The sequence below is a fragment of the Salinicola salarius genome (assembly GCF_002179555.1).
Taxonomy (GTDB): domain Bacteria; phylum Pseudomonadota; class Gammaproteobacteria; order Pseudomonadales; family Halomonadaceae; genus Salinicola; species Salinicola salarius_A.
In genome coordinates, this window is record NZ_NHOU01000016.1 from 57,319 (window position 1) to 83,320 (window position 26,002).

The following is a 26,002-nucleotide window of genomic DNA, read 5'->3' on the forward strand; positions in this document are numbered from 1 at the left end:
GATGAAAAAAAGCGGAGCCACGGCTCCGCTTTTTTTATTGCCTTCATCGAGGGAGTGCATCATGCGCTCACTCGATTTCGATCAGAACCTCGCCCGGTGTCACGCGGTCGCCCTTGGCCACATGAACCGCCTTGACCGTGCCGCTGGCCCGCGCCTGCACTTCCGTCTCCATCTTCATGGCTTCGGTGATCAGTACGGCCTGCCCTTCCTCGACGCTGTCACCTTCGGCGACCAGCACATCGACGATGTTGCCCGGCATCGACGTGGTAACGTGCCCCGGCGAGCTGGCCTTGGCGCGCCCTCCGCTCTTGCCTTCCTGCACGAACTCGTCCTTGGCCTCGAACACGACCTCTTCGGGCATGCCATCGAGCGTCAGGTAGACGCGGCGCTTGCTGCCACTGCTGCTGCCGACCCCGGTGATCTGCACTTCGTAGGATTCACCATGAACGTCGATGACGAACTCGGTAGGCACCCCTTCGGAAACCGGCCGTCCGGCACCGCCAGCGGCCTCCGTTGACGGAATCGCTTCCGGCGTCAGTGTACCGTCGCGTCGCCCTTGCAGATATTCGCGTCCCAGATCAGGGAACATGGCAAACGTCAGCACGTCCTCCTCGCTGTCGGCCAGCTCACCGATATCCTGCTTCAGCTTCACCATCTCCGGCTTGAGCTGGTCGGCCGGCCGGCCTTCGTCGACCGGTTCGTTGCCGATCGCCTTGCGCCGCACCTCGGCATTCACCTCCGCTGGCGGCTGGCCGTAGCCACCCAGCAGGTAGCGCTTCACCTCGTTGGTGATCGACTTGTAGCGCTCGCCGGTCAACACGTTCATGGCGGCCTGAGTCCCGACGATCTGCGATGTCGGCGTCACCAGCGGCGGGAACCCCAGATCGGCACGGACCTTCGGAATTTCGTCGAAGACGTCCTGGATCCGACCCAGCGCATTCTGCTCCTTCATCTGGTTGGCCAGGTTGGACATCATGCCCCCCGGCACCTGCCAGATCTGTACGCTCACATCCTCGCGGGTGTACTCGCTTTCGAATGCCACATATTTCTTGCGCACTTCCCGGAAGTAGTCGCCGATCTCCTTCAGCGCGACCAGATCCAGACCGGTGTCATAAGGCGTCTGCTGGAACGCCGCCACCATTGCCTCGGTAGAGGGGTGACTGGTGCCACCGGCGAAGGCGGAAATGCAGGTATCGATATGGCGACAGCCTGCCTCGACGGCCTTCATCTGACTCAGGGAAGCCAGCCCGGACGTCGCGTGGGCATGGAGGTGGATCGGCACGTCGACCGCCTCGGCCAGCGCTGCCACCAGCTCGCCGGTGGCGTATGGGGTCAGCAGACCGGCCATGTCCTTGATGGCGATCGAATCGGCGCCCATGTCGACCAGCCGCTTGGCCTGCTCGACATACATGTTCCGAGTGTGAACGGGGCTGACGGTATAACAGATAGTGCCCTGGGCATGCTTGCCGCTGGCCTTGACCGCCTTCATGGCGGTCTCCAGATTGCGCAGGTCGTTCAGCGCATCGAAGACCCGAAAGATGTCGATGCCGTTATCGGCCGAGCGCGCCACGAAACGCTCCACCACGTCATCCGCGTAGTGGCGATACCCAAGCAGGTTCTGCCCCCGCAGCAGCATCTGTAGCGGCGTGTTGGGAAGCGCTTCGCGCAACGACTGCAGGCGTTCCCAGGGATCCTCCTTGAGAAAACGCACGCAGGCGTCGAACGTGGCGCCGCCCCAGACTTCGAGTGAATGGAACCCGATCGCGTCGAGTTTGGCGCAGATTGGCAGCATGTCTTCGGTTCGCATGCGCGTGGCAATCAATGACTGATGCCCATCACGCAGGACGACGTCGCTGATCTTGACGGATGACGAGTCGGCGTTGTTCATCTTTTTCTCCTGATCCTGATTCTGATCCATTCGGCGCGTTCAAAGTCCAGCGTGAGCCGCGATGGCCGCCGCGATCGCCAACGCCACCTCTTCGGGGTTGCGCTTGACGGAGTAGTTGAGCAGTTCGGGATGGGCGGGAACGAACCCGGTGTCGAAATGCCCGGCCCGGAAATCGGGATGGCGCAGAATTTCCTGGTAGTAGGGGGCGGTGGTCTTCACCCCTTGCAGACGCATGTCGTTCAGCGCCCGAATGCCACGATTGAGGGTCTCTTCCCAGGTCATGCCCCAGACGATCAGCTTGAGGCACATCGAATCGAAGTACGGCGGAATGGTATAGCCGGTATAGATCGCAGTGTCCGTGCGGACGCCGGGGCCGCCGGGCGCGTAGTAACGGGTGATGCGACCGAAGCTGGGCAGGAAGTCGTTCTTGGGATCCTCGGCGTTGATTCGGAACTGGATGGCATAGCCCTGGTGGCGGATATCCTCCTGGCGATAGGCCAGCCGGTCGCCTGCGGCAATGCGCAACTGTTCACGGACGATATCGACGCCGGTGATCGCCTCGGTGATGGTGTGCTCGACCTGGACCCGGGTGTTCATCTCCATGAAGAAGACTTCGTTGTCCTTGACCAGGAACTCCACGGTACCGGCATTCTGGTAGCCGACCGCATGGGCGGCACGCACCGCCATCTTGCCCACGTAGCTGCGCTGTTCCGGGGTCAGCTGAGGACTGGGCGCAATTTCGATCAGCTTCTGGTTGCGGCGCTGGATCGAGCAGTCGCGCTCGAACAGATGGATGACCCCACCGTGGCTGTCCGCCAGCACCTGAACTTCGATGTGCAGCGGATCGACGATGCATTTCTCCATGAACACTTCCGCGCTACCGAAAGCTTTGGTCGCCTCGGAAATCACGCGATCCCAGGCCTGCCGGAGCTGGTCGGCCGTGTCGCAGCGGCGAATCCCTCTCCCGCCGCCGCCGGATGTCGCCTTGAGCATGATCGGATAACCAATCTCTTCGGCAACCGTCAGCGCTTCGTCGAGATTGGCGAGATTGCCGTCGGAACCCGGGGTCACCGGCACGCCCGCCTCACGCATCGCCGTTCGCGCGGCGGTCTTGTCGCCCATCCTGGCGATCACTTCGGCACTCGGGCCGACGAACGCGATACCCGCCTGACTGCAGATCCTGGCAAACTCGGCACTTTCGGATAAAAAGCCGTAGCCGGGATGAATGGCATCACAGCCGGTTTCCCGTGCCAGGTTGACGATCCGCCGCGGATCCAGATAGCCCGCCAGCGGTTCGTCACCGACGAAATAGGCCTCGTCCGCTCCTTTGACATGCAGGGAGAAACGGTCGGGTTCGGTATAGATCGCAACCGAACGGATGCCCATCTCGGCGCAGGCTCGTACAATACGCACGGCAATCTCGCCGCGGTTGGCGATAAGCAGCTTTTTAAACACCGTTTGCCCTCCCGGTTTGTGCGTGGCGACGCTTTGTTATCGTCTCCCTACGCTAGCGATCCGGGTACCAATAGAAAAATTGATATTTTTTTGCCAACCTATAAGATAAACGTTATACCTGACCGTGAGAGCATCCTGAATGTCGCGTCCCAACCTGCTCAATCGTCTGACATTCCGTCAGCTCCAGGTCTTCCAGGCCGTTCATCGTCAGCAATCCTATTCACGCGCTGCCGAACAGCTGGGCCTGACGCAACCTGCCGTCAGCGCTCAGATCCGACAGCTCGAGCAGGCGCTGAGCCAGCCACTGTTCAAGTACGCCGGCAAGACACTCCATATACTGCCCGCCGCCGATGCGCTGGCCGCGTCCGTGCAGTCGATCTTCGGTCAGGTTTCGAGCCTGCAGATGGAGCTGTCGGAGCTGGCAGGCACGATCCGGGGCGAACTCAACCTCGCAGCCGTCTCGACCGCGCAGTACGTCGTGCCGCACATTCTGGCGCGCTTCCGCGCCCGCTATCCGGAAGTCCAGATTCGGCTACGCGTCTGCAACCGGGCACAGGCCCTCGAACGGCTGGCGGAGAGACGAGATGATCTGGTCATCATGGGCATGGTGCCGGACGACCCCAATCTGGTGTTCATGCCCATTCTGGACAATGAATTGATACCGGTGGTCTGGCCGGGCCACCCGCTGGTCACGGCCGAGCGGGCGACGCTCGAGGATTTCGCGCGGCACTATCTGCTGATGAGGGAGCCGGGCTCCGGCGCACGGACGGCATTCGAGGATTTTGCAGCAAGGGAGCGCATCTCCCTGCACCACACCATCGAGCTCGGTACCAATGAAGCCATCAAGCAGGGCGTCATGGCGCACCTGGGTGTGGCCGTGCTTCCACGCCTGGCTGTGCAGCTGGAGCTGGCTTCCGGACTGCTCGCCAGCCCGCGCATTCCCGGCTTCCCTCTGAAACGCTCGTGGTGCACGGTCTACCCCAAGGATCGCTACCCGACGCCAGTCACGGAGCTTTTTCTACGCTTCGTGCGGGAACTGCTGCCGGAATTGAACGCACACTTCCGGGCCCCGATGACACCGATAGAGACGCCGACGCTGCTGTGTCTTCCTGCTGATGAGGGTTAAAGAGGACTTCAGCGCTCAGGCCCGATCACGCTGATTCGCCTGGACGCGAAGGACATGCAGCTGGATCAGCTCCTCGGCCTGAGCAGCAAGAAGCTTCAATCGCTGCATATCGGTTTCCTCGAAAGCCCGGGCAAGCATGCCAATCAGACATAGCGTGCCCACACAGGCTTCCGGCTCCACGAACAGCGGATAGCCAGCATAGAAGCGAATGAATGGGTCTCCTGTCACTATCGGGTTGTCCGAAAAACGTGCATCCCGCAAGGCATTGTTGACCACCATCGGCTGGCCGTCGGCCACGACGTGGCCACAGAAAGAAATCCGCCTTGGCGTCTCGCAGACCTTCAAGCCCTGGTGTGACTTGAACCACTGACGCTCTTCGTCGATCAGCGTGATCATCGACAAAGGCACGTCGAAAATCTGCGTCGCCAATTCCGTCAAACGGTCGAACCCCTTGTCGGATTCCGAATCGAGCAGCTGTAGATCCCGCAAGACAGTTAGACGCTCGACTTCGTTATGGGGCATATCCGGTGCAATCATAGAGCGGACTCTTACTCCTCAGGTTCGAGAAATTATCAACGCCGCACAGCCAACGTGGTTCCGGACAGAAAAATCGCGAAATAATTCTTCAAAGATAGTTCTTAGAAGATAATTCTCCGAAGCGTGACGACCGCCTGGCGCGGCGCACGTGAAATCCTGTTCGGATGATCCGTGGTACGTACGTGACGAACGGTCATTGAATACGCCTGAAAGACCTCTTTGGATGCATACCTGCTGCCAATGACCCAAACGGATCGTCATATCGCATTCCGGCATGAAAAAAATACCAGGCAGGGACAGAACGGGACCAGGCAGAGACAGAACGGGCCTGCCGATCTTATCGGCAGGCCCGTTAACGTCTTCCTGACGAGGCACGCTTACTTCACCTCTACCCCGTGTGCCTGCTTGTCGGCATGATAGGACGAACGCACCAGCGGCCCCGATGCCACATGTTTGAACCCCATGGCCTTGCCCTGCTCGGCAAACCAATCGAATGTCTCGGGATGCACCCAACGATCGATAGGCAGGTGATTGCGAGAGGGCTGCATGTACTGGCCCAGGGTCAGCATATCGACATCGTGAGCACGCAGGTCGCGCATGACTTCGATGACCTGCTCGTCGGTTTCCCCGACCCCGAGCATCAACCCTGACTTGGTCATCACTTCCGGGCGGCGCGCCTTGTACCCTTTCAGCAAGTCCAGCGACCACTGATAGTCCGCGCCTGGGCGGACCTTGCGATAGAGCGACGGCACCGTTTCCAGGTTGTGGTTGAAGACGTCCGGCGCTTCGCCTTCCAGAATGTCCAGCGCCACCTGCATGCGTCCGCGGAAATCCGGAACCAGCACTTCGATCTCGATGTCCGGGCTATCGCGACGAATCTCGCGAATGCAGTTGGCGAAATGCTGCGCTCCGCCATCACGCAGGTCATCGCGATCCACGGACGTCACCACGACGTAATTGAGCCGCATCTCGGCAATGGCTTCCGCCAGTTCGCGAGGCTCGTTCTCGTTGAGCGCATTGGGTCGCCCATGCGCGACATCGCAGAAGGGGCAACGGCGGGTACAGATATCGCCCATGATCATGAAGGTCGCCGTCCCGCCACTGAAGCACTCGCCTAGGTTAGGACAGGAGGCTTCTTCACAGACGGTGTGCAGCCCGTGCTTGCGCAGGGTCTGCTTGATATGGGTGACCTGGGGAGAAACCGGCATTCTGACTCGCAGCCAGTCCGGCTTCTTCGGCAACGTTTCGGTCGGAATGACCTTGACGGGAATCCGAGAGACCTTCTCGGCACCGCGCAGTTTGACACCGCGCTCGGCGCGTGCCGGCTTCTTGGTCTCGGGCGTTGGCATGACGGTCGTCTCGGTCATAAATCCCTTCCTGATAGGTCGTGGAACGTCGGCAGCTAGGCATTCGCTGCCGGTTCAAAAGCTTGTGGCCACCCGGGTCGAGCGTCGAGCGGCACGGACAATCGGCGTGCAAAGCAGTCTGCCAATCTTTCGGCTTCGCTGATCGATGACACCGGCTCGGTCACGTGGTCACGCAATTGGGTCATCTTCAGCCCCGCATAGCCGCACGGGTTGATTCGGGCGAACGGTGACAGGTCCATGTCGACGTTGAGCGCGACGCCATGGAAACTGCAGCCTCGCCGAATTCTCAGACCCAGCGATGCGATCTTGTCGTCAGCGACATAGACCCCAGGGGCGTCCGGCCGCGCACGTGCTGCGACGCCATGGTGCGCCAGCAGGTCGATGACGGCATTCTCGAGCAGCGTCACCAGCTCCCGTACACCAAGCCCTCGCCGACGCACATCGAGCAAAGGATAGAGCACGACCTGCCCCGGCCCATGGTAGGTCACCTGACCGCCGCGATCGCTCGCGACGACCGGTATGTCTCCCGGCATCAACAGATGCTCCGGCTTGCCGGCCCGCCCCTGGGTGAAGACGGGATCATGCTCGACCAGCCATAGCTGGTCCGGCGCCGAGGCATCGCGCATGTCGGTAAAACGTGACATCGCCTGCCATACCGGTAGATAAGGCTGACGCCCGAGTCGGTAGAGTTGCAATGTGGACATTGACGTCACAGCACCATGTGAACGCGTCCGGTCGCCTTCAGATCCTGAAACAGCGCATCCAGCTGCGTCTCTCCGGTGGCATGAATGACCACCCGAACTGACTGAAAACGGCCTTTGCGGCTGTCGGAAAGCTTGACGGATGCCGGGTCAAAACCGGGAGCATGCCGTTCGATCACCTCACTGATAGCCGCGACAAAATCTTCGGCGGCGTCACCGACCACCCGGATCGGGTAGTCGCAAGGAAATTCGACCTTGGGCCGAGGCAGGTCAACATCATTGGGTGTCTGAGTCATGGCGCTATGGTTATCTGAGTCATGGTATTAGGCGCTGAAAGTCATTTCCGACCATTCTACTCAACAACAGCCCAGGCACCAACCGATGCTGGCGAAGCGCGGAGACCGCTGACGGGATCCGCTACTTCGTTTCGAACCTTCGCCACCTTCCGGCACTGTGTCTGGCCGGGCACCGTGTCTCGACGGCGCCCGACCGACAGATGAAGGAGCCGTCTTAATCGAATAGCCCGGTCACGAACAGAACGATGGAGTCCCATACACGCTTGAAGATGCTGCCCTCTTCGACCCCTTCCAACGCCACCAGCGGCTGCTGACCGAGCACCTCGTCACCCGATTTGATTTCCAGCGTGCCGACCTGCTGTCCGGCCTGAATCGGCGCACGCAGCGTCTCGGGCAGATTGAGACGTGCGGTCAGATTATCGGCGCTACCCCGCGGTACGGTCATGCTGACTTCGTTCTGCACGCCAAGACGAACGGTATCACTGGCGCCGCCCCAGATACGCGCCTCGTTGAGTACGGAGCCTGCGTCATAGAGCTTGCGAGTCTGGAAGAAGCGGAAGCCGTAGTTGAGCAGGCGCTGGGTTTCTGCCGCCCGGGCTTCATCGGAATTGGTGCCCATCACCACAGCGATCAGACGAGTATCCTGTTTTTTGGCAGAGGCGACCAGACAGTAGCCGGCAGCTTCGGTATGGCCCGTTTTCAAGCCGTCGACATCCGGATCGCGCCACAACAGGCGATTGCGGTTCGGCTGGCGAATATCGTTGTAGGTGAAATATTTCTCCGAATAAACCTGATAGTGGTCAGGAAAATCCGTGATGATGTGGCGCGCGAGAATGGCCAGGTCGTGAGCGGACGAATAATGGTCGTCGTGAGGCAGTCCTGTCGGATTCATGAAATGGCTGTTCTGCATCCCCAGGCGCTGAGCCTGCTGATTCATCAGGTCCGCAAACGCCGATTCGCTGCCGGCTACGTATTCCGACAGCGCCACGCTGGCATCGTTGCCGGACTGGACCACCACGCCGCGAAGCAGGTTCTCGACACTGACCTGCGTGCCCTCCTGGATGAACATGCGTGAACCGCCCGTGCGCCACGCATTTTCACTGACGCTGACCATGTCGGTGTCGGAGATGCTGCCGCCGTCGATTTCCTGCTCGACGATGTACGCCGTCATCATCTTGGTCAGACTGGCGGGCGGCAGCCGCTGATCGCCGTTGTGATTCACCAGCAGTTGCCCGGTGGAGGCGTCCATCAGTACCCAGGAAGACGCGGCCAGATCAGGCGGCGAGGGTATCAACTGCTCCGGCTCCGGGTTGGATGTCGACATCTGGCTATCGGGAGCGGGTTGCTGGGCGCCGGCCGGAGACGACAGCAGCCCCAGACACAATGACGCTGAGATGACCAGGCGTGATACAGACGAAGTGAACAACGCTTTCATGACAATCGGGTTCTCACTGGACGAGGTTACTGAGTGGGCGCTACCAGGAACGTCTGGCCGTAGCCGGCGTCCTGCAGAGTAGCCCTGATGGATTCGAGCGATGCCAGGTCATGAATGGGGCCGACCTGGACACGATAGAGAGGAGACGCATTGTCGATGCGAACCGGCTGCGACAGCAAGCCCTGCAGCCGGCTCCTCAACGCTTCCGCCCCGGATCGAGAACCGAGCGCGGCAACCTGCACGAAGCGCTGCCCTGCCGCCGATGATGCCGCAGCGGCGGACGTGGGCGCAGCGCTTTCAGAAGACAAGGTAGTCGAAGATGGAGATTCCTCGGCATTCGCCGCCGCGAGAACGGGGTCGATGCTGGCCTCGTAACTCGCAGCCGAGCTCGTACCGTCGGCTTGCGAAGCGGCAGGCCGAAGGGACGACCCCGGCGCCTTCGATGGCTGATCCGGTACCGAACGGGATGCGAACTCGCTCTGGCCGGCCTGCGTGCGGTCATCGCCCGACTGACCATGCGTACGCGCCCAGGCCACGGGATCTATCGCCTCGACCCTCACCCGTCCGGTGCCGCCCTTCAGAATGCCCAGACGCGCGGCCGCCGCGTAGGAAAGGTCGATCAGCCGCTCGCTGTGAAACGGGCCACGATCGTTCACCCGCACGATGACCTTGCGACCGTTATCGAGATTGGTGACTCGGGCATACGTCGGCAGCGGCAGCGAGCGATGGGCCGCCGACATCTGATACATGTCGTAGGTCTCGCCGTTGGCCGTGTCGTACCCCTGGAACTTGACACCGTACCAGGAAGCGAGCCCCTCGGCCTCGTAACCGGCAGGGTCGTCGAGCACATGGTAGGTCTTGCCCCAGACCGTATAGCTCGAGCGGTTACCGCTCCTGGAGCGGGGTTCCACGCGTGGTACCGCATCCGGCACGTTGGCGACGTCTTCCGGCGTATCCGGGTAGGCATCCTGATCCATGGCGTAACGGCCGCCTCCGCCCTGGGTGCCGCCGCCACCGGCACATCCCGCCAGCACTGCCAGCACTGCCAGCACTGCCAGCAGCAGCGATGCCAGAGAGAGGCGCCATCTCACGGCACACCGACTCATGCCCCGCCACCTTGCCCTTTCCCGGCCATGGCAGTCTGAATGCGCTGCGCCAGCGTCGCGACCGCCATGGCATAGAGATGGCTGTGGTTGTAGCGGGTGATGACATGAAAATTGTCGAGGCCCAGCACATAGCGAATGCGACCGTCGGCAAAATCCAGGGCCAACGGCACGACTTCGTCATTCGGCTGCAAGCGCCCCGCCGTCGGCTCGATACCGACCTGCTGCAACGCCGAAATCGATGTATCCGGCGGCTCGGTACGATTGAAGGTGATGGAAGCCGGCAACACATCGGGGCCATCGGCCTCGACCAGCACCGCTTGATGCCGCTGCCAACCATGCTCGCTGAAGTAATTGGCGATACTGCCGATGGCGTCCACCGGGTTGTTCCACAGATCCTTCAGTCCATCGAAATCGAAATCTACCGCGTACGCCTGATAGCTGGTCGGAATGAACTGCGGATAGCCCATGGCACCGGCGTAGGAGCCATGAAGCGTGGCGGGATCGACATCCTGACCTAGCGTAATGCCGAGAAACGCTTCGAGCTCACCGCGAAAGAACGTGCCCCGGGAAGGGTGGTGAAACGCCAGCGTGGAAAGAGAATCCAGCACGCGATGCGTGCCCTTGTGCTGGCCATATTGGGTCTCGACACCCAGGATCGCCACCACGATCTCCGGCGGCACGCCGTAGACTTTCTCGGCCCGCGCCAACGTTTCATGATACTTCTCGAGAAAGGCAACGCCCTGTCGAATACGTTCAGGCTGGATGAAGATGTCGCGGTACTCGTCCCAGCGCAAGCGTCTTTCCGCCGCGTGATTCATCGCCTCCAGTACCTGCGGACGATACTGCGCCGCCTGCATCGCGGCTTCCAGCTCGTGGCTCAGCAAGCCCTTCCGCGACAGGGATTCCACCATCTCCTGCACTTCGGGATGGGTGGCCGGGTCGAAATTCTCCTTGGCCTGCGTCGCCGCGCTTGCCAAGCCCCAGAGTCCCACCAGCAACAGACTGATGCTGAACCGACGATCTCGTCTCCAACGCAGCGGCATGCGCGACTAGCTCCCTGCTTGCGGCTTGTCCGGCGTCAGTGTGTCAACAGGCGCCGGTGCGTGTGAATCGACATGAGAATACCGAACCCGGCCATCAAGGTCACGCTGGAGGTCCCGCCATAGCTGACCAGCGGCAATGGCACGCCGACCACCGGCAGAATGCCCGTGACCATGCCGATATTCACGAAAACGTAGATGAAAAAGGTCAATACGATACTACCGGCCAGCAAGCGGCCGTAGGTGTCCTGCGCATGATTGGCCATGACCAGCCCGCGCGAGACCAGCAACAGATACAGCACCAGAATGGTACACATGCCGATCAGGCCGAACTCCTCTCCCAGCACGGCGACGATGAAGTCGGTATGGCGCTCCGGCAGGAACTCTAGCTGGGACTGCGTACCCAGCCCCCAGCCCTTGCCTTCCAGCCCGCCGCTGCCGATCGCGGTCTTGGACTGGATGATGTTCCACCCGGCACCGAGAGGGTCGCTTTCCGGATTGAGAAAGGTCAACACTCGCTGACGCTGGTAATCGTGCATGTTGATCCACAGCAGCGGCGCCGCCGCCCCCGCCATGGCCCCCAGCGTCAGAATGAATTTCCACGACAGCCCCGTCAGCAGAATCACGAACACTGCCGCGCAGGTCACCAGCAATGACGTGCCCAGGTCAGGCTGACGGGCGATCAGCAGCACCGGCACCCCGATGATCACCGCGCAGACGATCAGATCGCGCCAGGTGGGCGGCAGGGGGCGGCGATGAAAATAGGCCGCCAGCATCATCGGCATGGCGATCTTCATCACCTCCGAAGGCTGGAATCGCAACGGGCCGATCTCCAGCCAGCGCTGGGCGCCCATGCCGATGTCCCCCATGATCTCGACGGCGATCAGCATCAAGAGGCCGCCACCGTAGGCCAGCGGTGTCCACCGGAACAGCGTGCCGGGCGAGAACTGCGCGATGATCACCGCGCCCAGCAAGGCCACGCCCATGCGCGACGCCTGCGCCATCGTCGTCGAGGCCGACATGCCGCTCGCGCTGTAGAGCACCACCAGTCCGAACGAGATCAGCAGCAGCAGGATCGACAATAGCCACGGGTCAAGATGCATGCGCAGCCACAACGAGCGCTTGCGCCCGACTCGGGCTTGATGGGCTCTCGGTGCCACGCGTTGGAAATCAATCGCCATCGATACTCTCGATTTCTTCGTTGACGGTGGTACCCGGCGGATCCTCGAGCTTCCCGTCGGGCAACAGCCACGCATCGGTAAGCTCGCGACCGAGGCCGGATACGCCGCCGCCTGCGTTCTCGACGATGACGGCAACCGCGATCTGAGGGTCGTCTACGGGCGCAAAACCGATGAACAGCGCGTGATCACGGAGGCGTTCGGCCAGTTCGTCGGCGTCGTACTTCTGGTTCTGCCCCAGCGAAAAGACCTGAGCGGTGCCGGTCTTCGCTGCCATCTCGTACTGCAGGCCAGCGCCAGCCTTGCGGGCGGTCCCTTCGGAGCCGTTCATCACTGCCTCCATGCCTTTGTAGACGTCCTGCCACCAACGCGCCTGATCGATCTGTACATCCGGCTTGGTATCCGCGAACGGCGGCTCGACGATCTCCTCGCCGATGCGCTTGGCCAGATGCGGCCGCACCCACTGTCCCCGATTGGCCAGTGTCGCGGTGGCAGCCGCCAACTGGAGTGGCGTCGCCATGAAATATCCTTGACCGATGCCGGCAGAAAGCGTTTCTCCCGGATACCACACCTGGTTGTACTTCTCGCGCTTCCATTCACGTGACGGCATCAGGCCCGGCGACGCTCCCTGGACATCCAGCGACGTGACCTCGCCAAAGCCGAACTGGTGCATGAACGCCGAGAGACGGTCGATGCCCAGCCGGTACGCCATGGTATAGAAATAGGTGTTGTTGGAGACTTCCAGCGCTCGCTCGAGATCGACACGACCATGCCCCCACCGCAGCCAGTTGTGGTAGCGCCGGCTATCATTGGGCAACTGGAAATAGCCAGGGTCGTAGATGACGTCGTTGGGCTTGACCACCCCATCCTGCAAGGCGCCCAGCGCCTCGAACGGCTTGACGGTCGAACCCGGCGGATACTGCCCGCGTACCGCACGGTTATACAGCGGCAGGTCCAGATTTTCCTGCAAGGCGCGATAATCCTTGTAGGAGATCCCGGTCACGAACTTGTTGATGTCGAAGCCCGGTGCCGAAACCATCGCCAGGATGTCGCCCGTCTTGGGCTGAATGGCCACGATGGCACCGCGTCGTCCGCCCAGCAGATCATAGGCCATGTGCTGCAGGCGACTGTCGATGGTCAGCGTGATGTCCTTGCCCGGCTCTGCCGGATTTCGGTCCAGTTCACGCAGGACCCGGCCACGGGCGTTGGTCTCGACCTTGCGCAGGCCGGCCTTGCCATGAAGCTGATCCTCGTAGGTGTACTCGACGCCAGTCTTGCCGATGAAATGGGTGCCGGCATAGTTCCCGGGGTCCAGGTCGGCCAGTTCATCGGCATTGATTCGCCCGACATAACCGAGCACGTGCGACATCACGATCGGATCAGGGTAATAGCGCATCAACTGGGCCTCGACCTCGACACCGCTGAGCAGATAACGGTTCACGGCCAGGCGGGCAATCTGATCCTCGGTGAGGTCGCTGACCAACAGCGCAGGCTGGTAAGGCCGCTGGCGCTGCCGGGAACGCTCCCGAAAGGTCTCGACCTCATCCTCGGGCAGCCCCAGGATATCCACCAGGCGCTGCAGCGTGGTATCGAGATCATCGACACGTTCGCGCACGATGGTGAGGTTGTAGGTAGGACGATTTTCCGCCAGCAGCTTGCCGTTTCGATCGTAAATCAGACCACGGCGCGGCGGTAACGGCTCCACTCGCATGCGATTGTTGTCGGAGCGCGTGATGAAGACGTCGTGCTCGATGATCTGCAGGTAGACCAGACGCGAAACGAGCGCGCCCGCCATCAGCAGAATGATCAGGGCAGCGACCAACGAGCGATTGCGGAAGACACGAACTTCCTGTTCGTGATTCTTGACGTTTTCCCGACGTTTACGCATGACAGGAACAGCGATTCAGGACAAGGATCGGCTCCAAGCCGTCACGGCGTCCGGCGGCGTCGCTTTCGGTGGCGTCAAATGGAAACAAGCGACTGACTCTCTGACTCAACGGTGATACGGATGTCCTGCGAGCAATGTCCAGGCGCGATAGAGCTGCTCTGCCAGCACTACCCGCACCAAGGGGTGCGGCAGCGTCAGTGCCGACAGCGACCAGGATTGCCGAGCGCGGGCGACGACGCGGGGATCGAGACCGTCGGGGCCCCCGACCACCAGCGCGATGTCCTGCCCTTCCAGCCGCCAGGAATCCAGCTTTTCGGCCAGTTGCTCGGTCGTCCAGGCCGCTCCTTTGACCTCGAGCGCCACGATACGTTCCTGATCACGCAGCTTCTCCAGCATCCGATCACCTTCGGCCTGGATAGCACGCGCCACGTCGGCGTTCTTGCCGCGGGCGCCGGGCGGAATCTCGACGATCTCGAAGGGCATCTCGCGCGGCAGCCGCTTGCGATACTCATCGACCCCGGCCTCGACCCACGCCGGCATGCGCGAGCCGACGGCCAGCAATCGGATCTTCACCCGCGAAGCTCTTGGCGATCCGCGGCACGCTTCGAATCCGTGGGCAGGTCGGCCCAAAGACGCTCGAGATCATAGAGTTGGCGGGTCTCTGGCATCATCACGTGGGCAACGACGTCACCCAGATCCACCAGCACCCATTCACCGCTCTGCTGCCCTTCCACGCCAAGCGGTCGAAGACCGGCTTCCTTCGCCTTCTCGATCACGTTGTTCGCCAATGCGGAGACGTGACGCGACGACGTACCGCTCGCGACCACCATGACATCGGTGACACTGGTCAGCTCGGCCACATCTAGCTCGACGACGTCGCGCGCTTTCAATTCTTCGAGCGCATCCACCACCAATGATTTAAGCGTATCTGTCTGCATAGCTCCTCGTCATATAGCCCCTGGAAAAGGGCAATCGCGTCTCCCGGAAATCCGGAAGACGCGCATTTTACTCGGATAACCCGTCAACACCAGCCCCGGACTCGCGATAGAGCTCATGGGTTTCGATATAGCGCTCGACGGATTCGGGGGTCAGATATCGCACGCTAAGCCCTTGCTGCAAGCGCCGGCGCACTTCGGTTGCCGCGATCGCCATGCGGCTGGGCAAGCGCAGCCGCAACAGGTGGCCGGCAGGCGCCGCCATCAGCGATTCGACCGTGGCGACCTCCCGGCCTTCGATCAGTGAAGCCAGCGACGGCTCCAGCGGCGCCTCGTGATCGGGACGATCGATCACCACGATATGGGCCAGCGACAGCAAGCGCTCGCACTGGTGCCAATGAGGCAGGCCCAGAAAGGCATCGTGACCGACGGCCATGACCAGGCGCGCCTGCTCTCCGCACTCTTCGCGCAACGACGCCAGGGTGTCGACGGAGTAGGAATGCCCCGAACGACGCACCTCGCGGTCGTCCGCCACCAGGCCGGGCGTGTCACCGATACCGGCCTTCAGCATGGCAAGCCGGTGCTCGGCGGAGATGCCGGGCGCCGTGCGATGAGGCGGAACGTGGACCGGGATCATGTGCACCGCGTCCAGCGCCAGCGCCTCTCCCAGCTCCACGGCGCTCCGCAGATGTCCCATATGAACCGGGTCGAAGGTACCGCCGAGCATGGCGATACGCACCGTGGACGAATGCCGCATGTCAGTTTGTCGCACGTCAGCTCCGAACATGACCGTCGCCAAAGACTACGTATTTTCGGGTCGTCAGGCCTTCGAGGCCAACCGGGCCACGGGCATGCAGCTTGTTGGTCGAAATGCCGATCTCGGCGCCCAGGCCATATTCGAAGCCATCGGCAAAACGCGTCGAGGCATTGACGATGACCGAGCTGGAATCCACCTCGGCCAGAAACCGTCTGGCGAGCGTCAGGTTTTCCGTCACGATCGCGTCGGTATGCTGCGAACCATAGGTGTTGACGTGTTCGACCGCCTGGTCGAAACCGTCGACGATCCGAATCGCCAGAATCGGTGCCAAATACTCCGTCGACCAGTCCGCCTCCGAGGCGGCGACGGCGTCGTCGATCCATTCCCGGGTGCGCGGACAGCCACGCATCTCGACGTGCTTGTCGCGATAGATCGCTGCCAGCTCGGGCAGCACCCGCGCCGCGATATCGGCATGCACCAGCAGGGTTTCCATGGTATTGCAGGGAGAGTAGCGCTGGGTCTTGGCGTTGTCGGCGATCGCCACCGCCTTGTCGACATCCGCAGCCGCATCGATATAGACGTGGCAGATGCCATCGAGATGCTTGATGACGGGCACCGTGGCCTCATCGGCAACGCGAGCGATCAACGACTTGCCGCCCCGAGGAATGATGACGTCCACGAACTGCGGCATGGTGATCAACTCCCCCACCGCGGCACGATCGGTGGTCGCAACGACCTGCACGGCTGTTGCCGGCAGCCCGGCGTCCTCGAGTCCCAGACGAATGCACTCCGCGATCGCCGCATTGCTGGATGCCGCTTCCGAGCCGCCACGAAGAATGCAGGCATTCCCGGATTTCAGACAGAGGCTCGCCGCTTCGACGGTCACATTAGGACGCGACTCGTAGATGATGCCGACCACGCCTAGGGGCACACGCATCTGGCCGACCTGAATGCCGCTGGGCCGATAGCTCAGGCCGTCGATCTGGCCGACGGGATCGGCAAGCGCCGCCACCTGACGAACACCGGCGATCATGGCATCGACTCGCTCGGGGGTCAGCGCCAGGCGATCCAGCAGGGCGTCACTCAGCCCGTTTTCGCGCCCGCGCTGCAAATCCTCCTGGTTGGCCGCCGCCAGGGTCGGCCGCGCCGCTTCCAGCCGAGCCACGATGGCCTCCAGCGCGCGGTTCTTGGAACCGCTGTCGACCCGGCGCAGCGCGGCACTGGCGCTACGCGCCCGCTGCCCCAGATCCTGCATGTACTGAACGATATCCTCGACCCGAGAGGCCGCAGTCTGCTGCATGGTGTACTATTCCATCTCGTTGGTAGCCCGCAACGAGCGCCGTTCGTCGTCGAAATCCGCAACGGCCCGGTAGGCTAGAAAACTTGGCGTCAATGATACGATAGCGCTTTGCCCGTTATCGTCGATCACGCTATACGCTCAGTCCCGGCACATGCGATAGTGAGACACGAATCGAGCACGCCATTCGCAATCGGTCCAATATAAGCCACCATGCAAAGCAAGTACAAAAGCCTCGGCTTCAAAACGCTTCTGGCGCTTATCTTGGTGCTTGCTCTGTTGACGGGCTGGCTGGCCGAAGGCGCGATGAGAGCAACTGCCTGGACCAGCGCCGTCGTCTTCGCTTTCCTGCTGGCTCGCCCCGCACGCCTCGCGCAATGGTTTCCCGTCGCGATCCTCCTGCTCGGCACCGCCCTGCTCCTGATCGATCATGCCGATACCGATATCTGGGTCTGGGTTCTGCCCCTGTGCCTGCTGGGCCTGACGGGTCGGGCCGGGGTCATGGTGAATGTGGCGGCCTATCTGTTATGCGTGATCTACATCGGCTGGACGCAGACCCTCCCCACCGCCACCGTGGCCGCCATTTCCCTGGCTGCTGTCTGGCTGCTGTCGCTGGAGCGACAGCGGCTGTCGGTGACGAATCGAGTATCGACGAAGCCCGATTGGCTGCTCCCGCCCGCCCAACTGGATACCGATGTTCAGCGTGAACTCAAGCGAACCAAGCGAGAAGGATCGTATGGCGAGGTGGCGATCTTCGGCTGTGCCCGCTCGACGAGTGCCAACATGAAGCAGCTCTGCCGCTGCCTCCAGGAGCAACTGGCTCTCTATGAACGCGCCTACCGGCTCAACGACTATGGGGTAGCGGTGATTTTGGTAGCGCCCAGTGCCGAAGCCGCCAGCCAGCGCCGTCGACAGCTGGTATACGCCATCGCGCCTCATCGAGAGGTCTCCTCGACCCCGTTGACGGAAATTGGCGATCGCTTCGCTCGTCATACCGGCAAGCCGGCGGCGCATGCTTCGGAGATGCAACCTTGGCATTGAGTCGATATAAGCTGGTCGCTCAACTACTCACACTGGTATTGCTGGTGGGGCTCGCGCTGTGGGAACACTTGATGCGCCACTACGACTTGATATTACCGCCCACGCTGCTGGCGATTGCGCTATTGGTTTCCATACCGCTGCAATGGCTGGGACGTCTGCGATCCGTGGTAGCCGACCACATGCTTCTGGCCGGTGGACTGACCCTGTGTGCGGTGGAAGCTCCGGGTAGCGACGACCCCATGCTGTGGCTGGGACTGTCGATAATCCTCAGCTTTCTGCTGTTGACGCTCTTCCCGGCACTCCTGCTGGCGCTCTGTCTCGTACCGGCGATGCTCGCCCTGCTCGGCGACGATTACATCACGGTTCTCAACCTGACACTGGGCTGGTGGCTGACGCTCGTCGCGGCCACCTTGCTCGTTCTGCTGGGTCACCCATCCCATGCCCAGCGCTTCACATTGCGGCCCTGGCGACGTGACAAGCGACTCTCTATCGCCTGCATCCGCGCAAATCTGAAAATAGAAATCGCCAGGGCGTCTGCGCTCGACCAGCCATTGAGCGTGCTGGTCGTGTATATTCCCCAGCTCGATCAAGCCGGAGATCAGTTCGGCGGCCACTTGCGCGAAGTGCTTTCGTCCAATTTCAGCCACGCGGTTTCCGATAATAGCCGCCAAAGCGACCTGCTCGGCGAATACAACGCCAACGTTTTCTGGCTCATTCTGCCCAACACGGCTGAACCAGGAGCCATCGCCGCTGCCAAAAGGCTCTCGGACGTGGTGACGATGGTCGCCCACCCAGAAATCGGCTCGCTGGAAAGCTACAGCCGGGTATGCACCCTGCAGGCACAGGAAAGCGTGGAGCACTTCTCGAAACGCCTCGAAGCCGCCGCCAACAAACTGCTGGAACCTCACGCGTGAACTTCACACATTGGCTCTATACTCTCGCGCCTCAGCCGGAACTGCTGTTGGCTATCATTTTCACGGTGGCCCTGATCGAGTCCCTGGCCATTGTCGGCATCGTGGTTCCTGGCGTCGTGCTGTTGAGTGCAGCGGCCTCGATCGCCGGCCATAACGACACCTCTCTCCCGCTGATGCTGGCAGCCGGTACCCTTGGCGCCTTTGCCGGTGACAATCTCAGCTTCTGGCTGGGCCGCAAGCAGCGCAGCCGGATCCCTCACTGGTGGCCACTGAAGCAACACCCCGAGTGGCTCAACCGAGGCAACGACTTCTTCCAGCGGTACGGCACCCTATCGGTCATCGTCGGTCGCTTCGTCGGTCCCGTGCGCCCGTTCATCCCCATGATCGCGGGTATGCTGTCGATGCCATCGAAGCGCTTCGCTGTCGTCAATTTCATTTCTGCCCTGGCGTGGGCGCCCGTCTATCTCCTGCCAGGCTATCTGCTGGGACGCTCGTGGGAAGAGCTGATGGAACTGCCGGCAGGAGCCGAACGGTGGCTGTTGACGTTATCCCTGTCGCTACTGGCACTGGCGCTGCTGTTTTCGTGGATCCGCTATCAGCTGAGCGGTGACGGCCGCGTACATCATTGGCTGGAAAATCGCATGACTCGCAGCCCCGCGCTGGCCAAGGGGTGGAACCTGTTTTGTTCACCCGCGCCGGCGAACGAATTCCCCCTGGCGTCATTATCGCTGCTGTTGACCAGCCTGATTGCCCTGACTGGCTGGACCGTATGGGTACTGATGCATGACGGCCCGTTGCCGATGGACGAGCAGATCCGCTCCCTCGCCAGCCTGCTACAGCGGAGCTGGCTGGTGGGGACCAGCGAGACACTCGCCGAGATCGGAGATGCGATGGGCATCAGCGTACTGATGGCGCCGTGGCTGCTATGGCTTCTCTATGCAAAGCGCTTCGCGGCGCTACTGCACATCGCCGGCGCCCTGATATTGGTCGCGGTCAGCAACACGGTCTTCAAGGATCTGGCAGGACGGGCGCGACCAGACACCCCCGATTACCTGACCGGCTCGATGTCCTATCCCAGCGCCCATACGTCGACGATCGTGGTCGTGGTGGGATTGACGGCAGCATTTGCCGCCCAGGTGATGCCTCAGCGCTACCGCGGGTACGCCTACTGGCTGGGCATCGTCGTCTGCATGCCCATGGCGCTGTCCAGGCTGGTGATCGGCGTCCACTGGGCCAGCGACCTGATCGGCGGCGCCCTCCTCGGGCTCGTGGTCTGCGCCGTGACCCGCATCAGCTACCAGCATTTTCAGCGCCCCGACCGCGACATGCCACCCTGGGTGTGGCTCTGCCTCGCCTCCCTGATACTGGAGACGGCACGCGTCGTCTTCTTCTCGCCCGTGTGATGCTGCCTGTAGAAGAACGATACTCGGAACCGTCACCATCTGCTGCGCTCCGGCTCAAAACGTTTGGCCGGCGCGCAGCAGATGGTGAACAGGTTCTCAGTCGCCCCAGCGCGGCATCAATGTCTGAGCAATGCCTAGCTGGTTGAGTATCCGCGCCACGATGAAATTGATCATCGCTTCGACGCTGTCCGGACGGTGATAGAACCCCGGCGCCGCCGGCAGTATGACAGCGCCCATATGGGTCAGCTTGAGCATGTTGTCGAGATGCACCGCCGAGAGCGGCGTCTCCCGAGGCACGAGAATCAGCTGCCGGCGCTCCTTGAGCGCCACATCGGCGGCCCGCTCGATCAGGTTGTTGCTTGCCCCGCAGGCTACCGCCGAGAGCGTTCCCGTCGAGCACGGGCAGATCACCAGCGCCTGCCAGTTGCCGGAACCGGAAGCGACCGGTGCCATCCAGTCTTCCCGCCCAAAACAGCGAATCTGCCCCTCGCCGGCGCCGAATCGCTCGGTCAACGACTGGGCCAGTCGATCCGGCTGCGCCGGCAGTTCGATATCGGTCTCGACCGCGACCACGCGATGCGCCGCCTTGGAGATCATCACGTAAATCTCGTGCCCGGCTCCAACCAGGCACTCGATCAGGCGCAGGCCATATTGCACGCCGGAAGCGCCGGTCAGCGCCACGGCGACCGGCGCCGCATACGTCGCAGCTTCATCGCGCGCCATGGCGAGCCTCCAGTGCCTGAAGCAGCTTGCCGTGAATCCCGCCGAACCCGCCATTGGACATGACCACGATTCGATCGCCCGAGGCGGCCGCCTCCACGACCTCGCCGACGAGTGCGTCGAGGTCGCCGGATACCCGGCTGGCCGCGTGTCCGGTGACAACCTCGTCCAGCGACCAGTCCAATCCCGGAGGCTGATACCACCAGACCCGGTCGGCTACCGACGTGCTGTCGGCCAGACGCGATTTCATCGTGCCCTGGCGCATGGTGTTGGAGCGCGGCTCGATGATCGCCAGCAGCCGGCCACCGTGGCGGTCCTGATGCAGCCCCTCAAGGGTCAGCGCGATCGCGGTAGGATGATGCGCGAAGTCGTCGAGCACCTGGATGCCGGCCACCACCCCGCGGACCTCCTGGCGCCGCTTGGGCGCCGCGAAAGTGGATAGCGCTCGGCAACCGTCGGCCAGAGAAACGCCGAGCCGATGAGCTGCCGCCAGCGCGGCCACGCCATTGGCGGCATTGTGGCGGCCGCTCATCGCCCAATGAACCACCTGCTGCTCGCCGCCGGCCATCACCGTAAAGACACGGCTGTCCTCCGGGTCGAGCGCAAAACGCCAATCGCTGCCGTCACGTTGACCGAAGCGCTGTACCGGCGACCAGCAACCCTGTGCCAGCACCCGTTCCAGCGCCGGCTCGTTGTCGGCGACCACCAGGTCGCCGTTACCCGGCACGGTTCGAACGAAATGGTGAAACTGGCGCTCGATAGTCGCAAGATCTGCAAAGATATCCGCATGATCGAATTCCAGGTTGTTGAGAATCGCGACATCCGGGCGGTAGTGGACGAACTTCGAACGTTTGTCGAAGAACGCGGTATCGTACTCGTCCGCTTCCACGACGAACGGCGCACTGTCCTTACCAAGACGAGACGAGCATCCGAAATTGCGCAGTACGCCACCGATAAGAAATCCGGGTTCGAGACCCGCGGCTTCCAGTATCCAGGCCAGCATGCTCGCCGTGGTAGTCTTGCCGTGCGTCCCCGCCACCGCCAAAACCTGGCGCCCCGGCAATACGTGTTCCGCCAGCCACTGCGGCCCGGAAGTATAGGGGAGCTTGGCGTTCAGCAAGGCTTCGATTTCCGGATTCCCCCGGGAGAGCGCGTTACCGACGATGACCAGATCGGGAGCCGGCTCGAGATTCTCGGGACGATAGCCCTCCATCAACTCGATGCCGATCTCCTCGAGTTGAAGGCTCATCGGGGGATAGACATTGGCATCCGAGCCGGTCACGCGATATCCCAGCATCTTTGCCAGACGCGCGAGACTGCCCATGAACGTGCCACATACCCCCACTACATGAACGTGCATACCACTCTCCCTTGCATGAGCCGGCGAGCCTAGCATGGCCTCGCGAGCCGGGCCACCAGCCCGCTCGCCGCGGAATTCGCCTCCTGCCGTTCAGCGAGAGATGACCTCGAGAACCGCCTGCAAGCCTCTCCGTGATACCTGGCGGTGAGGCCTGGCGCCGAAAAAGGATCGAAACACCGCTGCAAGATAGCCGACGCACCACCGCGCCCCGCCAAACGTTAGCGAATGACTCATTCGGCAGTCGCAGAAAAATGACCGAGGCCGCTACGGGCTTCTCGTGTTAACAGGCATTCGCCTTTCGGCTATGCTGGGCCGGCATCCGTGACTCGTAACATCCTCGACAAGAGGCATCACACCGTTGACCGCCGGGCTTCATCACTTGGTGATGGCCGAAGACAGGCTGTCTCTACCGCGAAGCGTCAAGGAAGTCAGCACCGGTAGAAGATCCGCGCACGCCGGGCCAACGACGTGAGCCAGCATAACCGAACATCAGGAGATGAGAGCCGACATGGCCAAGCATAATGCCTTTTACGCCCAGTCCGGTGGCGTCACCGCCGTCATCAACGCCAGCGCCTGTGGCGTGATCGAGGCCTGCCGCCGCCACCCGGACCGCATCGGTCATCTCTATGCCGGGCACAACGGCATCATCGGCGCGCTCATGGAAGACTTGATCGATACCAATCAGGAGAGCGACGAGGCCGTCTCGGCGCTGCGCTACACGCCGGGGGGCGCTTTTGGCTCCTGTCGCTACAAGCTCAAGTCGATCGAGACGCACCGCGCCGAATACGAACGCCTGATCGAAGTGTTCAAGGCTCACGACATCCGCTACTTCTTCTACAATGGCGGCGGCGACAGCGCCGATACCTGCCTCAAGGTCTCCCAACTCTCGGAGACGATGGGCTACCCCCTGACGGCCATCCATGTTCCCAAGACCGTCGACAACGATCTGCCCATTACCGACAACTCTCCCGGTTTCGGCAGTGTCGCCAAGTACGTCGCCACCTCGACGCGAGAAGCGGCGCTCGACATCGAATCGATGTGCTCCACTTCGACCAAGGTGTTCATTCTCGAAGTCATGGGTCGTCATGCAGGCTGGATTGCTGCTGCTGGTGCCCTCTCAGGCGAATCGCCGGAACAAGCACCGCACCTGATCATCTTCCCCGAGATCGCCTTCGATCGGGCCACGGTCATGGCACGCATCGACGAGGCCGTCAAACGCCACGGCTTCTGCGTCATCGTGGTTTCCGAAGGCGCACAATATGCCGACGGCACCTTCCTCGCCGATGCCGGCAGTACCGATGCCTTCGGCCATAAGCAGTTGGGCGGAGTCGCGCCGATGCTGGCCTCCATGGTCAAGGAAGATCTCGGTCATAAATACCACTGGGCAGTGGCCGACTACCTGCAGCGCGCCGCACGCCATATCGCCTCCAAGACGGATGTCGATCAGGCCTATGCCGTGGGCGAAGCCGCCGTCGAACTCGCCCTGGCGGGGCAGAATTCGATGATGCCGGCGATCAAGCGCGTTTCGGACACCCCATACGAATGGAAGATCGAGGCGGCGCCGCTGTCGGAGATCGCCAACCACGAGAAGTTCATGCCGCGCGACTACATCAGCGAAGACGGCCTCTATATCAGCGAAGCCGGGCGACGCTATCTCGCCCCACTGATTCTGGGCGAGGATTTCCCCCCGTTCGAGAACGGCCTGCCCAAGGTAGCCAGGTTGAAGAAGGCCAAGGTCGAGCGCAAGCTGGCGATGTTCGAACTGTAATACGCCACGACCGATATCGTCGGCACCACGATCACGGTGCCGACGAACATGCCACCCTATCCCCCTCGTACCAACCCTTCCCCTCGTACCAACCCTTTTCGGCCGTTCCCCCGAATATACGGCTGCCTTTCCTCGGCTTTTCGCCAGACGACTGTCTGCCGCATCGAGGCCTGTCGCCATTCGACAACACCTCGTCACCAAAATGAAAACAGTGTTCAACAACACCTGGCTCAGGCGCTTGGCGAGCGCTTCGAGACTATACTGAGCCATCTGGAGAACTCGTCCGAACGCGTCGATTCTCAAGGCGGATGCCGGTCGGCAATCGACAGGGACACCAAAAGAGAAAGAGTGGCAGTCCACCGCCGGATACTCACGCCTCGTCGCGATATCCACGGTGAGAACGAAGAAGGAGCAAGGTCATGAAGAAACCGATCATCATTGGCAGCATCATAGCCGCACTGGGCATCGCTGGTGGCGTCGCTGTCGGGGCCTATCAATCCTCCGAAAGCGGCCCGAGATATGCCGACATCGTCAGTGTGGACCCGATCGTGCAGACTTCCAGCGCACCCCGTGAGGTCTGCGAGAACGTCACGGTCACGCACCAGCGCCCGGTGAAAGACGAAAACCGCATCGCCGGCACGGCCATTGGCGCCATTGTTGGCGGGGTCGTGGGCAATCAGTTCGGCGGCGGTAGCGGCAAGAAGATCATGACGGCAGCAGGTGCCGTCGGCGGCGGACTGGCGGGCAATCAGGTCCAGCAGCAGATGCAGCAGGGTGATACTTACCAGACGACCGAACAGCGCTGCAGTACCGTCAGCGACAGCAAACAGGAAACCGTCGGTTACGATGTCCGGTACCGTTATGATGGCGAAGTGCATGAAGCCAAGCTGGACGAGAAACCGGAGGGTGAACGCGTCCTGATACGCAACGGCCAGCCGCAGTGGGATGGAAACCCTCAATCTTCCTGAGCTTCACGACGCCTTTTTCCTGCTTTCCTTTACGAGACAGATTGCCCCGGGCATCACTCCGAGCACCGCTCCGGGGCTCGAATTCGAAGCCACTCGACCGCCCCCTTCTTGCGCACGGGGTTGACAACGCCAGCTGACAAGAGCGCATGGCTCTGCTGATGACTTGCCTTCGCCCCTTGTACCTGCTCTAGCGATGTGTCAGTTTCCTGGGACGCCCCTGAGGGCCGACCGGCTTGCTTAGCGCAATTTCAATGGCACGCTCCCGCTCGATGCCTCTATCCATCAGCTTCTTGACCCGCGTTTTCAAGGTTCCCAAGGGCATCCCGACGGCCTGAGCTCGATGAGCCAAAGTCACGGTCCTGGGACCATTCTTCGTTTGATGCTGGACAGCCTGCCAATCTCGCGCAGTCAATTTCATTGTCATTCCAAAGAGCGCTCCCGATATCGAACGAGAGAGATCCAATGAATTCGGCGACACTTTAATTAAAATTAAGAATTAATTTAACCATAATTCAGTCTGCGCCTTTCTAGATTAATTTAAATTAACCTGCGTCAAAAGCTGATGAATGTACTTCTTCCCAGACGGCAGGGGCTGATTGATGCCGTGCGCGATACGTGACGGGAGAAACGGCAGATTGCGAAAAGATTCGGGGGGAAACTACTATATCGGCCTGCCATCAGAGGGCAGCCTTCACGTTGCCGATAAAAAAACACCCGACACACTCCATCACTTTGCGCTGAAGTATGCCAGGCCAAAAGATCGCGAGATCGCGACCATGAACTCTTTAGGTTAGGTGTAGGGTTCCGGATGATCAAATGAGC

The 26,002-nt window shown here is 61.5% G+C and carries 23 protein-coding genes; 6 read left to right on the forward strand and 17 right to left on the reverse strand.

Annotation, left to right across the window (positions count from 1 at the left end; genetic code table 11):
• Positions 1-67: 67 nt before the first annotated feature.
• Positions 68-1,888, reverse strand: a complete 1,821-nt coding sequence (gene oadA / locus CCD76_RS12765; RefSeq protein WP_087719871.1) for a sodium-extruding oxaloacetate decarboxylase subunit alpha — start codon at positions 1,886-1,888, stop codon at positions 68-70.
• A gap of 39 nt (positions 1,889-1,927) precedes the next feature.
• Positions 1,928-3,343 carry an acetyl-CoA carboxylase biotin carboxylase subunit gene (locus tag CCD76_RS12770; protein WP_087719846.1) on the reverse strand — a complete coding sequence of 472 codons (1,416 nt, stop codon included), beginning with the start codon at positions 3,341-3,343 and terminating at the stop codon, positions 1,928-1,930.
• 139 nt (positions 3,344-3,482) lie between these two features.
• Between CCD76_RS12770 and CCD76_RS12775 the strand changes: the two genes are divergently transcribed.
• Complete coding sequence (locus tag CCD76_RS12775) at positions 3,483-4,469, forward strand: LysR family transcriptional regulator (protein ID WP_087719847.1); 987 nt, start codon at positions 3,483-3,485, stop codon at positions 4,467-4,469.
• Positions 4,470-4,484: 15 nt separating this feature from the next.
• On the opposite strand, the gene CCD76_RS12780 is transcribed toward CCD76_RS12775, so the two are convergent.
• From CCD76_RS12780 to CCD76_RS12840, 13 genes are all read right to left on the reverse strand, one after another.
• A complete protein-coding gene (locus CCD76_RS12780) occupies positions 4,485-5,006 on the reverse strand; it encodes a GAF domain-containing protein (RefSeq protein WP_087719848.1) in 522 nt (173 codons plus the stop codon).
• A gap of 377 nt (positions 5,007-5,383) precedes the next feature.
• Positions 5,384-6,373 (reverse strand): lipoyl synthase, encoded by a 990-nt coding sequence (gene lipA, locus CCD76_RS12785; protein WP_218777032.1) that lies wholly within the window; start codon positions 6,371-6,373, stop codon positions 5,384-5,386.
• A 35-nt stretch (positions 6,374-6,408) separates the two neighbouring features.
• The gene (lipB, locus tag CCD76_RS12790) at positions 6,409-7,077 is read right to left on the reverse strand and encodes a lipoyl(octanoyl) transferase LipB (protein ID WP_087719849.1); all 669 of its coding nucleotides are present in this window, start codon (positions 7,075-7,077) and stop codon (positions 6,409-6,411) included.
• Between the two features lie 5 nt (positions 7,078-7,082).
• Positions 7,083-7,370, reverse strand: a complete 288-nt coding sequence (locus CCD76_RS12795) for an HP0495 family protein (protein ID WP_087719850.1) — start codon at positions 7,368-7,370, stop codon at positions 7,083-7,085.
• Between the two features lie 214 nt (positions 7,371-7,584).
• Positions 7,585-8,805: a D-alanyl-D-alanine carboxypeptidase family protein gene (locus CCD76_RS12800; protein ID WP_087719851.1), complete on the reverse strand. Its 1,221-nt coding sequence runs from the start codon at positions 8,803-8,805 to the stop codon at positions 7,585-7,587.
• A gap of 26 nt (positions 8,806-8,831) precedes the next feature.
• The gene (locus CCD76_RS12805) at positions 8,832-9,911 is read right to left on the reverse strand and encodes a septal ring lytic transglycosylase RlpA family protein (RefSeq protein WP_087719852.1); all 1,080 of its coding nucleotides are present in this window, start codon (positions 9,909-9,911) and stop codon (positions 8,832-8,834) included.
• On the reverse strand, positions 9,908-10,954 hold the full coding sequence (gene mltB, locus CCD76_RS12810; RefSeq protein ID WP_087719853.1) for a lytic murein transglycosylase B: 1,047 nt from the start codon (positions 10,952-10,954) through the stop codon (positions 9,908-9,910). The genes CCD76_RS12805 and mltB overlap by 4 nt, the downstream gene beginning before the upstream one ends.
• 35 nt (positions 10,955-10,989) lie before the next feature.
• A complete protein-coding gene (rodA, locus tag CCD76_RS12815) occupies positions 10,990-12,132 on the reverse strand; it encodes a rod shape-determining protein RodA (RefSeq protein ID WP_087719854.1) in 1,143 nt (380 codons plus the stop codon).
• On the reverse strand, positions 12,122-14,017 hold the full coding sequence (gene mrdA / locus CCD76_RS12820; RefSeq protein WP_087719855.1) for a penicillin-binding protein 2: 1,896 nt from the start codon (positions 14,015-14,017) through the stop codon (positions 12,122-12,124). The genes rodA and mrdA overlap by 11 nt, the downstream gene beginning before the upstream one ends.
• Before the next feature lie 105 nt (positions 14,018-14,122).
• Complete coding sequence (gene rlmH / locus CCD76_RS12825) at positions 14,123-14,590, reverse strand: 23S rRNA (pseudouridine(1915)-N(3))-methyltransferase RlmH (RefSeq protein ID WP_087719856.1); 468 nt, start codon at positions 14,588-14,590, stop codon at positions 14,123-14,125.
• Positions 14,587-14,955: a ribosome silencing factor gene (gene rsfS / locus CCD76_RS12830; RefSeq protein WP_087719857.1), complete on the reverse strand. Its 369-nt coding sequence runs from the start codon at positions 14,953-14,955 to the stop codon at positions 14,587-14,589. Before rsfS ends, rlmH begins: the two co-directional genes overlap by 4 nt.
• 67 nt (positions 14,956-15,022) lie before the next feature.
• Complete coding sequence (gene nadD / locus CCD76_RS12835) at positions 15,023-15,709, reverse strand: nicotinate-nucleotide adenylyltransferase (RefSeq protein WP_087719858.1); 687 nt, start codon at positions 15,707-15,709, stop codon at positions 15,023-15,025.
• A gap of 16 nt (positions 15,710-15,725) precedes the next feature.
• The gene (locus CCD76_RS12840) at positions 15,726-17,009 is read right to left on the reverse strand and encodes a glutamate-5-semialdehyde dehydrogenase (RefSeq protein WP_087719859.1); all 1,284 of its coding nucleotides are present in this window, start codon (positions 17,007-17,009) and stop codon (positions 15,726-15,728) included.
• Between the two features lie 210 nt (positions 17,010-17,219).
• On the opposite strand from CCD76_RS12840, the gene CCD76_RS12845 reads away from it, so the two are divergent.
• From CCD76_RS12845 to CCD76_RS12855, 3 genes are read left to right on the forward strand one after another with little or no spacing between them, the layout of a single operon-like run.
• Complete coding sequence (locus CCD76_RS12845; protein ID WP_087719860.1) at positions 17,220-18,047, forward strand: hypothetical protein; 828 nt, start codon at positions 17,220-17,222, stop codon at positions 18,045-18,047.
• Complete coding sequence (locus tag CCD76_RS12850) at positions 18,038-18,961, forward strand: diguanylate cyclase domain-containing protein (RefSeq protein WP_143543287.1); 924 nt, start codon at positions 18,038-18,040, stop codon at positions 18,959-18,961. Before CCD76_RS12845 ends, CCD76_RS12850 begins: the two co-directional genes overlap by 10 nt.
• Positions 18,958-20,364, forward strand: a complete 1,407-nt coding sequence (locus CCD76_RS12855) for a bifunctional DedA family/phosphatase PAP2 family protein (RefSeq protein ID WP_087719862.1) — start codon at positions 18,958-18,960, stop codon at positions 20,362-20,364. The genes CCD76_RS12850 and CCD76_RS12855 overlap by 4 nt, the downstream gene beginning before the upstream one ends.
• Positions 20,365-20,460: 96 nt before the next feature.
• Here the strand turns inward: CCD76_RS12855 and CCD76_RS12860 are convergent, their stop codons facing one another.
• Positions 20,461-21,087, reverse strand: a complete 627-nt coding sequence (locus CCD76_RS12860; RefSeq protein ID WP_087719863.1) for a flavin prenyltransferase UbiX — start codon at positions 21,085-21,087, stop codon at positions 20,461-20,463.
• Entirely contained in the window at positions 21,074-22,444 is a 1,371-nt protein-coding gene (gene mpl, locus CCD76_RS12865; RefSeq protein ID WP_087719864.1) for a UDP-N-acetylmuramate:L-alanyl-gamma-D-glutamyl-meso-diaminopimelate ligase, read from the reverse strand. Before mpl ends, CCD76_RS12860 begins: the two co-directional genes overlap by 14 nt.
• Positions 22,445-22,952: 508 nt before the next feature.
• Here mpl and CCD76_RS12870 point away from each other — a divergent pair.
• Complete coding sequence (locus CCD76_RS12870; protein ID WP_087719865.1) at positions 22,953-24,212, forward strand: 6-phosphofructokinase; 1,260 nt, start codon at positions 22,953-22,955, stop codon at positions 24,210-24,212.
• 419 nt (positions 24,213-24,631) lie between these two features.
• Positions 24,632-25,180, forward strand: coding sequence for a glycine zipper 2TM domain-containing protein (locus CCD76_RS12875; protein WP_087719866.1), 549 nt, complete (start codon positions 24,632-24,634; stop codon positions 25,178-25,180).
• The last annotated feature ends 822 nt before the right edge of the window (positions 25,181-26,002 follow it).

Bases quoted from the DNA above. Each gene is read 5' to 3' on its own strand.
- CCD76_RS12840 (WP_087719859.1), bottom strand. From the start codon at position 17,009: ATGCAGCAGACTGCGGCCTCTCGGGTCGAGGATATCGTTCAGTACATG.
- lipA (WP_218777032.1), bottom strand. From the start codon at position 6,373: ATGACCGAGACGACCGTCATGCCAACGCCCGAGACCAAGAAGCCGGCA.
- oadA (WP_087719871.1), bottom strand. From the start codon at position 1,888: ATGAACAACGCCGACTCGTCATCCGTCAAGATCAGCGACGTCGTCCTG.
- mrdA (WP_087719855.1), bottom strand. From the start codon at position 14,017: ATGCGTAAACGTCGGGAAAACGTCAAGAATCACGAACAGGAAGTTCGT.
- CCD76_RS12800 (WP_087719851.1), bottom strand. From the start codon at position 8,805: ATGAAAGCGTTGTTCACTTCGTCTGTATCACGCCTGGTCATCTCAGCG.
- lipB (WP_087719849.1), bottom strand. From the start codon at position 7,077: ATGTCCACATTGCAACTCTACCGACTCGGGCGTCAGCCTTATCTACCG.
- CCD76_RS12775 (WP_087719847.1), top strand. From the start codon at position 3,483: ATGTCGCGTCCCAACCTGCTCAATCGTCTGACATTCCGTCAGCTCCAG.
- CCD76_RS12860 (WP_087719863.1), bottom strand. From the start codon at position 21,087: ATGGCGCGCGATGAAGCTGCGACGTATGCGGCGCCGGTCGCCGTGGCG.
- CCD76_RS12795 (WP_087719850.1), bottom strand. From the start codon at position 7,370: ATGACTCAGACACCCAATGATGTTGACCTGCCTCGGCCCAAGGTCGAA.
- CCD76_RS12870 (WP_087719865.1), top strand. From the start codon at position 22,953: ATGGCCAAGCATAATGCCTTTTACGCCCAGTCCGGTGGCGTCACCGCC.
- CCD76_RS12805 (WP_087719852.1), bottom strand. From the start codon at position 9,911: ATGAGTCGGTGTGCCGTGAGATGGCGCCTCTCTCTGGCATCGCTGCTG.
- mltB (WP_087719853.1), bottom strand. From the start codon at position 10,954: ATGCCGCTGCGTTGGAGACGAGATCGTCGGTTCAGCATCAGTCTGTTG.
- mpl (WP_087719864.1), bottom strand. From the start codon at position 22,444: ATGCACGTTCATGTAGTGGGGGTATGTGGCACGTTCATGGGCAGTCTC.
- rodA (WP_087719854.1), bottom strand. From the start codon at position 12,132: ATGGCGATTGATTTCCAACGCGTGGCACCGAGAGCCCATCAAGCCCGA.
- nadD (WP_087719858.1), bottom strand. From the start codon at position 15,709: ATGCGGCATTCGTCCACGGTGCGTATCGCCATGCTCGGCGGTACCTTC.
- CCD76_RS12780 (WP_087719848.1), bottom strand. From the start codon at position 5,006: ATGATTGCACCGGATATGCCCCATAACGAAGTCGAGCGTCTAACTGTC.
- CCD76_RS12875 (WP_087719866.1), top strand. From the start codon at position 24,632: ATGAAGAAACCGATCATCATTGGCAGCATCATAGCCGCACTGGGCATC.
- rsfS (WP_087719857.1), bottom strand. From the start codon at position 14,955: ATGCAGACAGATACGCTTAAATCATTGGTGGTGGATGCGCTCGAAGAA.
- CCD76_RS12845 (WP_087719860.1), top strand. From the start codon at position 17,220: ATGCAAAGCAAGTACAAAAGCCTCGGCTTCAAAACGCTTCTGGCGCTT.